At 44.1% G+C, this 13,840-nt stretch carries 12 protein-coding genes; 6 read left to right on the top strand and 6 right to left on the bottom strand.

From position 1 onward, the window contains the following. Nucleotides 1-134: 134 nt before the first annotated feature. Nucleotides 135-1,298 (bottom strand): 3-phenylpropionate MFS transporter, encoded by a 1,164-nt coding sequence (locus OAG1_RS14085; RefSeq protein WP_338621726.1) that lies wholly within the window; start codon nucleotides 1,296-1,298, stop codon nucleotides 135-137. 298 nt (nucleotides 1,299-1,596) lie between these two features. On the opposite strand from OAG1_RS14085, the gene OAG1_RS14080 reads away from it, so the two are divergent. The 4 genes from OAG1_RS14080 to OAG1_RS14065 all read left to right on the top strand — a co-directional run bounded on the left by OAG1_RS14080 (nucleotide 1,597) and on the right by OAG1_RS14065 (nucleotide 6,113). Beyond that, nucleotides 1,597-3,768, top strand: coding sequence for a bifunctional 2',3'-cyclic-nucleotide 2'-phosphodiesterase/3'-nucleotidase (locus tag OAG1_RS14080; protein WP_338621725.1), 2,172 nt, complete (start codon nucleotides 1,597-1,599; stop codon nucleotides 3,766-3,768). A gap of 113 nt (nucleotides 3,769-3,881) precedes the next feature. Next, a complete protein-coding gene (locus OAG1_RS14075) occupies nucleotides 3,882-4,637 on the top strand; it encodes a transporter substrate-binding domain-containing protein (protein ID WP_338621724.1) in 756 nt (251 codons plus the stop codon). A 121-nt stretch (nucleotides 4,638-4,758) separates the two neighbouring features. Beyond that, on the top strand, nucleotides 4,759-5,637 hold the full coding sequence (locus OAG1_RS14070) for a methylated-DNA--[protein]-cysteine S-methyltransferase (RefSeq protein WP_338621723.1): 879 nt from the start codon (nucleotides 4,759-4,761) through the stop codon (nucleotides 5,635-5,637). Next, a complete protein-coding gene (locus tag OAG1_RS14065) occupies nucleotides 5,634-6,113 on the top strand; it encodes a GNAT family N-acetyltransferase (RefSeq protein ID WP_338621722.1) in 480 nt (159 codons plus the stop codon). The genes OAG1_RS14070 and OAG1_RS14065 overlap by 4 nt, the downstream gene beginning before the upstream one ends. Before the next feature lie 57 nt (nucleotides 6,114-6,170). Here OAG1_RS14065 and OAG1_RS14060 read toward each other — a convergent pair whose 3' ends face one another. From OAG1_RS14060 to OAG1_RS14045, 4 genes are all read right to left on the bottom strand, one after another. Beyond that, a complete protein-coding gene (locus tag OAG1_RS14060) occupies nucleotides 6,171-6,377 on the bottom strand; it encodes a cold-shock protein (RefSeq protein ID WP_016401263.1) in 207 nt (68 codons plus the stop codon). Nucleotides 6,378-6,788: 411 nt separating this feature from the next. Further along, nucleotides 6,789-7,445, bottom strand: a complete 657-nt coding sequence (locus tag OAG1_RS14055) for a DTW domain-containing protein (protein WP_338621721.1) — start codon at nucleotides 7,443-7,445, stop codon at nucleotides 6,789-6,791. 67 nt (nucleotides 7,446-7,512) lie between these two features. After that, nucleotides 7,513-7,878 (bottom strand): hypothetical protein, encoded by a 366-nt coding sequence (locus OAG1_RS14050; protein ID WP_016401259.1) that lies wholly within the window; start codon nucleotides 7,876-7,878, stop codon nucleotides 7,513-7,515. Nucleotides 7,879-8,051: 173 nt separating this feature from the next. Further along, nucleotides 8,052-9,662, bottom strand: a complete 1,611-nt coding sequence (locus tag OAG1_RS14045; protein WP_338621720.1) for a glycoside hydrolase family 43 protein — start codon at nucleotides 9,660-9,662, stop codon at nucleotides 8,052-8,054. A gap of 91 nt (nucleotides 9,663-9,753) precedes the next feature. Here OAG1_RS14045 and OAG1_RS14040 point away from each other — a divergent pair, with 91 nt between their 5' ends. Then, complete coding sequence (locus tag OAG1_RS14040) at nucleotides 9,754-10,629, top strand: AraC family transcriptional regulator (protein ID WP_338621719.1); 876 nt, start codon at nucleotides 9,754-9,756, stop codon at nucleotides 10,627-10,629. A gap of 575 nt (nucleotides 10,630-11,204) precedes the next feature. Continuing rightward, nucleotides 11,205-12,647 (top strand): DUF2867 domain-containing protein, encoded by a 1,443-nt coding sequence (locus tag OAG1_RS14035; protein ID WP_338621718.1) that lies wholly within the window; start codon nucleotides 11,205-11,207, stop codon nucleotides 12,645-12,647. A 36-nt stretch (nucleotides 12,648-12,683) separates the two neighbouring features. Here OAG1_RS14035 and OAG1_RS14030 read toward each other — a convergent pair whose 3' ends face one another. Next, on the bottom strand, nucleotides 12,684-13,736 hold the full coding sequence (locus OAG1_RS14030) for an aldo/keto reductase (RefSeq protein WP_040307039.1): 1,053 nt from the start codon (nucleotides 13,734-13,736) through the stop codon (nucleotides 12,684-12,686). Nucleotides 13,737-13,840 lie beyond the last annotated feature (104 nt).

The raw sequence follows: 13,840 nt of genomic DNA, 5'->3' as shown, positions 1-13,840 counted from the left end.
GGCTTGCTTTGTAGTACTACTGTATCGCGAGTCAAAGCTATGGCTAGGCAGTAGCTAAAAAACAAATCCGAGTGTAATGATTTACACTCGGATTTTTTGTTACTCACCATTGCTATTTTGTAGCTGGTGCTCAATCACGAGTTGCTGGCTTTGGCTGATTTAGCGTTTAGCAACAATAGCGGAATTGCCAGTGCAGACAAGCCGCCCATGATTAGAAAAATCCCCGAACCCATTGGTTCATATAAGGCACTACTGAGGAATGTGAGTAGGGCGGTTCCCATATTTAGCGCAATAGCCGAGTACAATGCCTGCAGTGGGATAGCTTGAGAGCTTGGTGCTTCTGATGCGATGTACTTAATCGCAGCGAGTTGGGTAAGTGCAAAAGTTAAGGCGTGCAAGCCTTGCGATAGCATCATCAGTGGCAATGCTTCGGTGCTACCAAAAATACCCCAGCGGATAACTCCGCCCATTGCCGCGAGCAAAAACATTTTGTTGGCATTCCAGCTTTTAAACCATTTACTGCCAAAGATAAGAATGCTCATTTCTAATGCCACACCGATAGACCATAGGTAACCGATGGTTGATTCTGCATAGCCAATGCTTTTCCAGTAAAGCGTGCTGTAGGCATAGTAAGCAGCGTGTGAGCCTTGAATTAATGCCGTTACAGCCACAAATTTAAGCGCGTGTGTTTGTTTAAGTACTGGCCATAGTTTGCTGCTTACCGATTCACCATCACTCTCATCGTCGACTAACGGGCTGGCGGGCGATAGCAAGCTTAAGCCCCACATCACAACCAAAGAAGCAAGCGTTGCATATAAGATTAATGAGTGAGAAAAATAAGTGAGGCCAAGCCCTAAAAGGGTAGAAGAGACAATAAATGCAATAGAGCCAAATACCCGAACGCGGCCGTAGTCTAGTTGCAGCTGGCTTACCCATTTAGTGGCGACAGCATCACCGAGGGGAATTAAGGTGGCAATAAAAAAGTTAGCGGCAAGCGTGAGCACAGTTAGCCAAAAGTAGCCGTTTAACCAGCATAGGCTAGCCACTACCAATATGCTGGCAAAGCTCACCCAGCGAACGCCTGGCAAAAGGTGTTTAGCAGATTTAATTCGCGGCATAAGTAGCACATTGCCAAGAAAACGTGCCAGCATGCTAAAGCCAAGTAAAATACCAATTTGGCTAGGGTCTAAGCCTTCGCTTTCGAGCCACAGCGCCCAAAACGGCAAAAAGATCCCCCAGGCAAAGAACAATCCTGAAAAATATAAACTTATCCAACTGGCTGCTTTAGGTTTAAACACACTACCGAACCTTGTACTGCAATATGGCGGCATTATAGCCTTTATCTCCAAATAACAAAGCGAATACTAAAGTGAAATTTGTCTTAGGGTGGATTGGTTGGGTGATGTTTATTTGATGCTTTTGTGTGGTCTGCTCAGTGTAGGCTAGGCGTGCCTTGCAAGCTAGTTCGTAACGCTATTTAGCCAACAAATGTAAAACAATCATGCTAAAAATACTTTATTTATCAATTAATAAAACTGAAACCTGCGGTCTCTATGGTGTAGTCGATTTTTACACTACCTTAACTTAGAGATTGAAATGGATAATCATTTTCCGCTGAATAAACTGCTGCTTGCATCAGCCATTACCGTGAGCTTGACTGCATGTTGGGACAACTCCAGCAACAATTCTTACAATGAATTGGAGATGGAGCTTCGTTTGATGGAAACCACCGATTTGCACTCAAACATGAAGCCTTATAATTACTTCGCTTCTCCAAAAGACAATGCCTTGAGCCCTCAAGATTATGGCTTAGCTCGTACAGCGGTATTGATTAAGGAAGCGCGAGCAGAAGCGCTAAACAGCATGTTGTTTGACAACGGTGACTTGATTCAAGGTAGCCCGATGGGTGATTACGTTGCCAACTTAGGAGTCGCTTATCTCGAGCGAAACGTTCACCCGGTTTATAAGGCCATGAACTATCTAGGCTACGATGTGGGTAACATTGGTAATCATGAATTTAACTATGGGCTAGATTACTTAGCCGCAGCAACTTCAGGCGCTAATTTTCCTTACATTAACGCTAACGTTTATCAGTTTGAAGGCAAACAACCAACCAATAATGTTGCTGTCGATGAAGAGACTTGTGCGGTAGATATCGATAAACACTTTGCGGGTAACTACGCTGCATTTTTCGACCAATTTGAACCTTACTTTACGCCTTATGAAATTCTTGAGCGTGACTTTACTGCTACAGATGGCGGCACTTACACGGTCAAAGTTGGGGTTATTGGTTTCACTCCGCCTAATATTTTGAATTGGGATAAGCGCTACCTTGAATGTAAAGTAATGCTTGCTGATATTAAGATGACTGCTGAGCACTATGTGCCAAAAATGAAAGCTGAAGGCGCTGATATCATTGTTGCTATTCCGCATTCTGGTTTGTCTGGTGGCGATCGAGATGAAGACTTTATGGACAACGCTTCTTGGCAGTTAGCGCAAGTTGACGGTATTGATGCCTTGATGTTTGGCCATGACCACAACAATTTCCCAACAACTAGCAATACCTACGACGGTATGGAAGGTGTTGATGCGCCTAATGGTAAAATTTTTGGTAAACCCGCCGTAATGCCAGGCTTTTGGGGGAATCACCTTGGGGTGATTGATTTAACCTTAAGAAGCTCTGACAGAGGTGAAACTTGGGCCGTTAAATCGAGCAGCGCGAGTTTACGTTCATTAAAAGAGGACCCTTATCTGCAAGATGAAATGGTCAACTATTTAGTGAGTTCAGACCATGAAGGAACCATGGACTTCATGGCTGAAGAAATAGGCAATATTGATGAGCCAATTAACAGCTACTTTTCGGCCGTTGAGTCAGACATTTCTGTGCAAATCGTGAATGAAGCGCAATATTCTCAAGGCTTGTCTTGGCAAGATGATGGCGTGTTAGATTCAAGTATTACTATGTTGTCGGTATCTGCTCCCTTTAAAGGTGGTCGCGGAGGTCGCGAAGACTATACCAACATCGACGGTGATGCTTTAACTCGCGCGAGTGTGGCAGATCTTTACGTATTTGATAACAACACCCCTGCTGTACTTGAGTTAACAGTGGCTGATCTTATCGAGTGGATGGAAGTGATTGTTGCTCAGCAATACCAAACCGTTGCTGAAGAGGGTGACCGCTTATTGCATCAACAGTTCCGTAGCTACAACTTTGATGTGTTCTTTGGCGGTTTTGACACCGATGGCGAGAGTCTTCTCACTTATAGCATTGATGTTAGCCAAGCTCCTCGCTACCAAGTTAACGAAATAGGCGAGTTAGTCTACGATGCAAATGGTAACTTAATTCAAACGGACAGCCGCAGAATTAGTAACATTATGTATGCTGGTGAAGCGTTAGAAAATGACTTAACTAAAAAGCTTTATGTTGTAACAAATAACTACCGCGCATCGCAAAGTTGGATGCCTGGTGTGGCAAACGCGCGCATTGCTCATGAAGATGAAGTGGATTCTAATCGTGACCTAGTGAACAACTACTTGAACGCAAAATCTGATGATCTTGCCGACCCTAATGACATATTAGAGTTTCCCAATGCGCATAACTTTACGCTGATAGGTCCAAGTGGAGTTACCGTTGAGTTTCTGTCTTCGCACCTAGAGGCGGCAGAGAGTTTTGCAAATACCTATTTGCCTCGGGTTACGCCGACTCAAGAGTTTGACAACGTGGCAGACAATGAAGGCTTTAGGGTATTTACCTATACCTTCGATTAAGTTGATGTAAGCACTCAAAAGCTTGCTTGCAGTAATGACACAAGGCGCACAACGGTGCGTCTTTTTTTGTCGGTCGGTTAACCAAGCTTAGTCTAATATTAGTGGAGAACTTATTGGTTAATCTTGATAAGTTCGCTAATCATAAGGAGTGGGGTATTCGTCAAATTGCGCTTGTTTTCTGTTTTCTATTTTGTTCTTCGGTCTTTGCCGAGGGCCCTTATAAGTACGCCGCTATTGAGCACCTATTTGAGCAAAAAGTTGGAATTGTTGTATTAACTGCGATCTACAAAAAATTGGGTTTAAGCATAGAGGTGAACCCTTTACCGGCTAAACGAGCCCAGTTAGAAGCATCAAATGGCATGCTCGATGGTGAAGTGATGCGAATATGGAGTTATGGAGAGCAGAACCCGCAATTGGTTCGTGTACCAACTCCTTATTATTCACTGAACACCACCGCGTTTTACTTGAGCGAACGAGCGCTAGCAATATCTACCTTGTCTGACTTAGAGCGATATAAATTGGTAGTAGTGAGAGGGGTTAAACATACTGCCGATGTTACTGCTAATCACAAGTATGTTGAGCAATTAAGTAGTACTGACAAACTCCTAAGCTTTGTTCACCGAGGGCGAGCAGATGTGGCACTCACTAATAAAGTTGATGGTTTAGTCGCTTCGAAGCGATTAAAACTTAACGAACACATCGCTTATTCGGCGCCGTTGGCGGTGTTCCCGCTTTATCATTATATTCATGAACGAGAGCGCCACTTAGTCGCGAAAGTGGATGAGGTGATTCAAGCGATGCTTAGGTCTGGCGAGTTAGCCCAAGTTATCGAACAAGCTGAACAACAGGCGTTGAATTCTGGCTACTAACCAAAAGGTGCTTGCTAATTTTACTGCTCAACATTTCCTAAACTCTTATTTTGCAATTATCGGGTCGAGCCTATGATTCAATTAGGTTAAAGTTGCGATTAAAGGCTAGTGAGGAAACGTTATGGAGCAAAGTCCATTGCAATCGCATCGAGAGTATCAGCAAATAAGCCAAGCAATGGCCTATTTAGTTGAACACCAACAGCAGCAACCAGAACTTAAAGATTTGGCCGAAGACTTAGGGTTGAGCGAGTCTCACTTGCAGCGTTTATTTAGCCAATGGGCTGGGGTATCGCCAAAGCGCTTTTTACAGTATCTCACTTTGCAAAAAGCGCGCGAGCAGTTGTTTGAATCACGCTCGGTATTAGAGCTTGCTTACGATGTTGGCTTATCAAGCGGTGCCCGTTTATACGACTTATTTGTAAACATTGAAGCGGTAACACCTGGTGAGGCTAAGGCTCAAGGTGAAGGTTTAACTATTCATTATGGCTGGGGAATCACGCCCTTTGGTTGTGCATTTATTGCGACTACGCATAGAGGGATTTGCCAGTTAAGTTTCTGTGAAGCAGAGCAGCAGCAAATACCAGTGGATGAGCTCACTAAGGCGTGGCCTAAAGCCAAATGTATTCATGATGATGATGCGATAAGGCCCTTGTTAACTCAGATATTTAGCCAAAAAGCGCCTCCGAAACAAGCTTTATCGTTATGGCTAAAAGGAACAAACTTTCAGTTGCAAGTGTGGCAAGCTTTGTTAAAAGTGCCTAGCGGCAGTTTGTGTTCTTACCAGTTTTTGGCGCAGCAGGTGAGCTCGGCCAATGCAACTCGCGCAGTTGCCAGCGCCGTCGCAAAAAATCCCATCGCATTTATTATCCCTTGTCACCGAGTGATTCGCAGCAGTGGTGCTTTGGGTGGCTATCGCTGGGGGCTAGATAGAAAACAACTAATGATGGGCCGCGAAGCGGTATTAGCTGAGCAAAGTAATCAATATGGGGAGAGTGCATGAGGCCAGAGATGAATTTACAGCCTTTTGCAGAACAATATGTAGCGAAGGTTTTGGCGCTACAAGTTGCTCCGGAGCAGCAAAACTACGTAAAAAACATCACAGATATTTTGCAGCTGCTTAGTGAGCAACAATCGGCACATTTGATGATGGTAGATAAACAATTAGTCGGTTTTTTTGTGATTGATCAGCATTATCCATATCACCAAAATTTGCCACTGAATAAGGCTGTATTGTTGAGGTCATTTTTCATCGACCATGGTCACCAAGGAAGAGGTTACGGATATCAAGCGGGTTTGCTGCTTAAGGATTATGTCTCTCGGTTACATTCAGGTTTTGAATTTTTATGCTTAACGGTCAATTGCCGCAATCACGCTGCGCAGGGTTTATATAAAAAGTGTGGATTTAAAGACAGTGAAGTATTGTATCGGGGAGGGCCTGCGGGGCCACAGCATATTTATACAATGAAGCTAAAGTAGGGCAGTAAAGAAATAGGAAGCATAACCTAATCCCAAGGTTATGCTTCTAGAAGTTGTTTATACAACCTCAACGTTGGCCGCTTGTGGGCCTTTTTGACCGTCTTCAACGTCAAATGCTACTTTCTGGCCTTCTTCAAGTGATTTAAAGCCATCTCCTAAAATTGCACGGAAGTGTACAAACACATCTGCGCCAGATTGTTGAGAAATGAAACCAAAACCTTTCTTTTCGTTAAACCACTTAACGGTACCAGTGCTCTTAGACATTATGTCTCCTGAAACAATTGAAATAATACTCTATATTTTTAAGTTTGCTTGCTCTGCAGGGCTTAGTAATTTTGTTCAAATTATGCGCTGTCTTATCAAGCGACAACATCATAACAACAACTAAAGGCCTAGGCATAGTGACAAAACGTGGCAAAAGCACTTTTGCTTGATAACGTTTTCAATGCGTGATGTATCTCACGAAAGTAGTAGTTTAATTCGCTGTTAAATTGAGTAAAAACTGGTGGTTAACACTAGGGGCCGTTTACCCTTGCTGGTTAAGTTTTGTTCGAGGTGACGTCGTTTAATGCATGGCAAGGAGTGTGCAGTCCAGCTACTTATCAAAGCCGCGATCTTGTATTAAATACCCGACAAACTGCTGTATAAGTTAGCTTAGAAGATTAACCGACTCGGTTAGCTGTTTCTACCTGCGAGAGTTTGCTGAGTAAATTGACTAAAACGCTGCGCAAGTTGTTTGCCATTACTTTCTTCACCGCTCATCGCTAACAACTGAGCCGCCACTTCAGCGGTGGCCCATTGACCCTTTATTGGCCGAGAACGCAGCCCATAGCTGGAAGCTTGTTCAGGGTTAATTGAAATCACAGGAAACTTGTCTAACCAAGGACTTTGGTGAAACATTTTTCTGGCCTCGCGCCAGCTGCCATCGAGCATAATGAATAGCGGCTTTTGGCCTGCTTTAAGCTCTACCTTGTAATGAACTCTCTCTGGTTGGCTAAACGCGGCAGGGAATACCACATAGGGTTGCCATTGTTGTTGCTGGCAAAGTGCTAATAAATCTTCACAAGGTTCGGTTCGTTGCCAGATGAATGCGTAGGTGTCTGGGATTAGGTCCGCAATAAATCGGCCAGTATTACTGGGGCGCAAAACCTCCATGTTGTGCATGAGTAGCACAAAACCACAATCACTATCTTGTAAAATAGCTTGCTCACAAAAGCAGTGCTGCTGAGGCATTTGACAGGTTTGGCAACGCACTCGGCGTGCCCCTCGGCCTTTAAATTGGGTAGTGGCAGCAGCTTTGCGCTGAGCGTAGAGCTCTAGAAAGCGATTCACAAGATTGGGTAAGTAGCTGGAGTGGCCGATTAGTATAACTGAGAGTGATCTTTAACTCTATTTATGCTTAGCGAAACAAGAACTGCCTGGGGTAACCAAAGTAGCGGCGAATTTTGTAATGCTGGAACAATAAGGCTGTGGCGAGGTGCAACAAAGAAACAGCACCTAGTATCAATGCCATGCGTAACCAAGGTTGGTCATAGGCGCTGCGAACAACATAGATTTCTGCGATGGTATTAATCCACTCGGCAGTGAGTAGCAACATGGCACATTGGTTTAGTCGTAAGCAAATTGGGTGGCGAATCAAAATACTACACAGTCCCATAATACATAGCGCAACGTAAATTTGCTGGTGAGCGTGGTAGAAGTGGGCAGCACTAAGCAGAAAACAGATACAACAAGGGGCGAGAAACCAACGAATTGAAGATTGCATACTGTGCTGCTTAGTGGTTAAAAATGATGCAGCGAGTGTGGCAAGCTCTATAAAGCAAGATACTGATTTAAATCAAAATAACCGTTTTATACTTAGTTCAATGGTTGAAACTAAGAGTTAGATCGCACTAGCTAGTACTCTAAATAGCGCAATCTAACTGGGGTATTTTCAGACTAACTTAATGTTTGATAGTCGAAGTAATCAAAGTCGGCTTCAATCTGCTTACCTGTTAGGTCACAAGCAAATAAACCGACAAATGAGCCTGTGAAGCGAAACACATCGTTGCTGCCTTCATCTGATAAGTGAGTGGCATTTAAAGGCTCACCAATGGTTTGCCAAACTTTTCCGTCTAAAGAATAACTAAATTGATACCACTGAGTACGTTGTTCTAGGCGCATGTAAACCCGTTTACTGCGGCCAATAACGATTTCGTCAGTGTATTCTTGGTACTTATTATCAATGTCGCCCACAACTTGAATGATTTGTTCGCCAGCATCGTTAGCAGAGGTTTTTAAAAAGTAGTGTCCGCCACGTGAGTAGTAAGCTACCAAACCTGCCATTTGCCGTGGTGAGCGGGGATCAAACTCTACAGCGGTTTCGCTGTTGCAGTTAAATGCGGTAACTCGCTGCGCCAACATGCTTTGGTTGTAGCGTGAGAACAAGTAGTCACGGCCAGCTAGGCGCAGATAACCCGGTCGCTTGCTTAAAGATATCCATGATTCTTCAAATGGGTCTTTTAGTGATTGGTATTTTACCGCTAAGGTGTTGCCATCAAAGTCATCACGGCTCGCTTCAACCGGCCAAGGTTGAGCCGCTAGTTTTGGCGCTTGGATCTCCAGCCTTGGGGTTGTACCGCCTACAACATATGGCCAGTTATCACGCCACTCTACGTTTTGCAGGGCGGTTTCTCGACCTAAGGTACAGCGACCTTGGGCATATTTTGATGTCTCTTTAGGATTTTCTGGGTCGCTAATTGGGCGGCCACAAAGATGCGATAAATACCATTCGCCATTTTGGGTTTCTACTAAGAAGCCATGCCCCGCACGTTGCAATTCGGCGTCATCTTGGTGGCGAGACGTTAGAATGGGGTTTTCTGGGTGCAGCTCATAGGGGCCCCAAACATTTTTGGCGCGGCAAACAGTGACTGCATGGTCGTATGATGTACCGCCTTCTGCGGTGATAAGGTAATACCAGCCATCTTTTTTAAGAATTTGTGGCCCTTCAGTACAGCCCAGTTTGGTACCGTTAAATACTATTTTTTCTTCGCCAACTAGTTGGCCTAACTCGGCATCAAATTCTTGCAGAACAATGCCACCAAAAAAGTCAGTTTTTTTACGGCCATCCCACACCATGTTTACCATGTATTTTTTGCCATCGTCATCATGAAACAGTGATGGGTCGAAGCCATAATTACCTATAGATACAGGTTTACTCCATGGGCCGCGAATGTCTTCGGCGCTAACCACATAGCTGGGAGTAGACATCCAAGTACCGCCACGACAAGAATGCACGTTAGAGAAGCAGCACCAAAACTTGCCATCGGCATAACTTAAGGCTGGGGCATATACACCTTCGGAGTTATCCATGCCTCGCATATCTAGGTGGTCAACGGTGTTAAGTACATGGCCGATAATTCGCCAGTTCACTAGATCTTTAGAGTGGTGGAGCATGATGCCCGGAAACCATTCGAAAGTAGAGGTAGCAACGTAGTAATCGTCTTCTACGCGGATAATCGATGGGTCGGGACGAAAACCAGTAAGAATAGGGTTAGTAATAGTAGCCATAGTTACTCCTAAAGTTTGTACTGGTAATTTATTGCTTTAAATTGTGCTTATATGTAAGTTATAGGCTTTAAAGTATAAAAATATTGCTATTATGGCTGCGCATCCTCTCAGTTTTGAAAACATCCACCTTCCTCAGGGAAAATCCTACTATTTGCGCCGCTTTCACTTCATTGATGAACCTAGTTTAGAGATCCCAACTCACTTTCACATGCTATGCGAGGTTATGCTGTTTAAAAAGATCAAAGGGCAGGTGGGGATCGACGGGCAATCAATAGAGTTAAATGATAATTCACTGGTATTTGTTCCTTCATTGGCGATGCACGAAATGGAGATGCAAGGTGAGGAGCGAGAGTTTAGTCTGCTGCAGTTTCAGCGATATTTATATAGCGAGTTAGCCTTATTGGATGTGGCCTCTCAATTAGAGAAGCCTTTAGTGCTGCAACTTAATGACCAGCAAGCAGGGTACTTACATAGCCAATTTGCTTGGTTAGAGAACGTAGATAACAACAATGATGGACGGAATTTGGCGCATAGCTTATTGCGCACTATATTTTTGTTTTTGGCCGGGCAGCAATCTCGCTGCCAATTTAGTACCGAAAAAAATGCTACTGTATTAAAAGAAAACAAAGGCTTGGCAAAAATCATCCCCTTGCTTCACCACCTAGAGAACCACCAAACACTTAACTTAAGCTTGCAACAAGCCGCTGATATTTGTGGTATGTCGAGATACCATTTTTCACGGGTATTTAAGTCTTTGTTTGCCCAAAACTATAAAGATTATTTACTTAAACGAAAAATTAATACCGCAGTTGCTATGCTCAGCGACAGTAAACAAAGCATTACCCAAATAGCTTATGCTTGTGAGTTTTCCGATAGCGCTTATTTTTGTGCCAAGTTTAAGCAAGTAATGGGCATGTCACCGGGTCAGTTTCGCCAATCCACTCAAACTGTGTTGTCTTTTGGCTAGGTAACCTGAGCTCGAGATAATTAACCGGTTTCTAGCGGCTACTTTTACTTATTTCAGTGTTGAAGCTACTTGCAATAGGCTAGCTATTGGCGTGCAGCTTCGCCTTGAACTAAGCAAAACTATTTCGCTAGAAACATGAAGCTAGATTAAGTACTGGGTTGCAGAGTTATCGTCACTTCTTTATCCAGAGCTCAGGTTAAGTAAGACGGAATAGCTAATCCGCTATAATTTTGGTGTGCATCAATAAGCATTAAACTGTTGCAAGTTGCAGCCTCCAAGCCTTGTTAGTTAACCTTCATAATCCAGCTAGAAAATACTGTTATTTTAGTTGCTTAGAAAAACTTCTCTTAAATTGTGAGAAAATTCAGCTAGGCTGTAGTTAACAAATTTATACCAATCACACTAAGTAAGGGATCAGAAATATCGCAGGAAAAATGCTCGAGAATAAGGCATAATTTTTCGATAAGTAGTTATTCTACAATCAAAAATTCTAACGCAGTTATCGAGTATTTTAACCAGATAGAATGAACAGTTACTTAGTACGATTGGTATTAACAGTAGATTAGGGTTGTTTAATGCGAATACTGGTTATTGGAGCATTGGGTACTATTGGCCGAAAGCTGGTGCCGGCTTTGGTTGGTGCTGGTCATCATGTGAGTGTTAGTTCGCGCGATCCTAATAAACCAGTGCCTTGGCCAGAGTTAAGTTGTCCGCGATTTACCTTAGATTTGCTGGAGCCTAGTAGCCTGCCAGATGCACTGGAAGACATTGATCTTGTGTATTACCTAATGCATGGCATGAGTGATGGTCAGGCACATAGCGAACTAGAAGCTATTGCCGCCAAAAACCTGGCAGATGCAGCAGCTACGGCCAAGGTCCAGCGTATTATTTATATGGGCAGCTTAGTGTCGGTTAAGCCTAAGTCTGAGCACATGCTCGCACGTATAGCGACTGGTGAAGCTTTGGCCTCAAGCGGCGTTGCAGTTACCGAGCTGCGCGCTGGCATTATTATTACACCGGGTTCAGCAGCTTTTGAGGTGATGCGCGACTTGGTGGGGCATATGCCTTTAGCATTTGTACCTAAAGCCATTGAAACGAAAGCCCCGCCAATAGCCTTAGAAAACGTGCTCCATTACTTGGTTAAACTCGCCAATATGCCAGAAACGGCCGGGATGGTTTTAGATGCTGCAGGCCCAGAATGGTTAAGCTATCGACAGCTTATGTTACGCATAGCTAAGCATTTAAATAAGTCGATAAAAATCATGGTGCTACCAGGTCTTCCAATTAAGCTTGCTTGCACCGTTTTAGGTTTAATAACCTCTGTGCCACAAAGTTTGGCTAAGGCTTTAATTGCTGGATTAGCTGAGCAGCTAGAGGCAAAACCAGACGTGTTACGTGGCTTAATTCCTCAAAAATTAATGCCGATTGATGATGCCATTGCGCAGGTATTTGAAGAGGAGCAAGTACATACTTACCCTAAGCGCTGGCAAGATGGCGTGCCCACGTTCAGAAACTTTTCCTCGTTGCATGGCTTTTATGCCAAAGCGGCAAAAAAAACCGTCACGGTGAATGCCTCTGCAGCAAATATCTGGCGAGTAATAAATCTACTAGGTGGTAAGCATCGTTACTTTTATCTCGATGTGCTGTGGGCTATGCGCGAATGGATGGATTTTGCAGTTGGAGGAAAAGGCAGAGAACACGGGCGCAGTGATTATCGAACACTACGGGTAGGAGAGCGAGTCGATTCTTGGACCATCTTGAGTGTTGAAGAAAATGAATGCTTAGTGATGCGTTTTGGTATGAAGGCGCCCGGCGGCGGCGGTATGCAAATTAGTATCGAGCCTTTGAGCGAAAATAAACATCAACTGGAAGTGGCTTTGTATTGGCATCCGGCCGGTTTTTGGGGCTTAGTATATTGGTACTTTTTTGCGCCTTGGCATGGCTGGTTGCTCTGGGGTATGACTAAAAACATGGCCAAGTTGGCAGAGCAAAATCAGCAAGCTGAAGAACAAAAGTAATCCACCATTAATCACGAAAAATGGTGGACTTAAACCCTAGTAAGGTGCTGGGTAGCGTTTAAATACTTCGCCTATGTCGGCCATTGCCTTCTCACTTAAAGGCATAGCAAATGCGGCAATGTCTTCTTCTAACTGCTGCATGCTGGTGGCACCAATAATGGTAGAGCTCACTCCGTCTACTTGGTCACACCAAGCTAAGGCCAATTGCGCAGGCGTATAGCCATAATGGGCTGCTAAGTCGGCATAGGCTGCAACCGCTTGGTGAGCAAGTTCGGTATCACGGAAAATTCCGTTGCGTTGCATAAAGGTCCAGCGGCTGCCTTCCGGGCGAGCGCCGTTGGCATATTTACCACTAAGCATCCCCCCTGCCAGCGGAGACCAAGGCAAATAGGCAATATCCTCTTGCACACAATTCTCAATTAAATAAGGCCAATCTTTAGCGTGCAACAAGCTAAACTCGTTTTGAATTGACACCATACGCGGTAAGTTATGTTGTTCACTCAGCTTTAGGTAGGTATTAATACCCCAAGGGGTATCATCAGATAAACCGCAGTGACGAATTTTTCCGGCTTCTACACAGCGTTGCAAACCTTGCAGAATATCTAGCATCTGCGCTTGATGGTCGGCTGCATCTATTGCGGTTGGTTGAATATGGTTCGGCCAGTGTTTACCAAAGTGTGGAGTGGAGCGATTAGGCCAGTGCAGTTGGTACAAATCAATATAGTCGGTTTGTAAACGCTTTAATGAGGCATCTACTGCAGCTACCACTTCTTCACCATTAATAGGGCCGCCATTACGCACCCAAGGCAAGCCAGCACCGGCAATTTTAGTCGCAATAATTACATCGTTACGTTTCTGCTTGTTGGCCGCAAGCCAATTGCCAATAATGGCTTCGGTTTTGCCGTAGGTATCTGGAGAAGGTGGAACGGCGTACATTTCTGCTGTATCAATAAAATTAACCCCTTGGCTTAGGGCGTAATCAATCTGTTGATTAGCGTCTTGCTGATTATTTTGTAGGCCCCAGGTCATACTGCCTAAGCACACTCGCGAAACTGATAAGTTACTGCTGCCAAGTTTAGAAAAATTCATGTTAGGTCCATTAATCGGGTTAGCGCACAAGCAGTTAGCTTAGGTGATGGCTAATTGTGAAAGCAAGTACAAATAATTCTTGATGGTAGATAAGCTGATTCACA

It is taken from the genome of Agarivorans sp. OAG1 (assembly GCF_037076485.1).
Lineage (GTDB): Bacteria > Pseudomonadota > Gammaproteobacteria > Enterobacterales > Celerinatantimonadaceae > Agarivorans > Agarivorans albus.
This window is presented reverse-complemented; position numbering and strand designations above follow the sequence as displayed.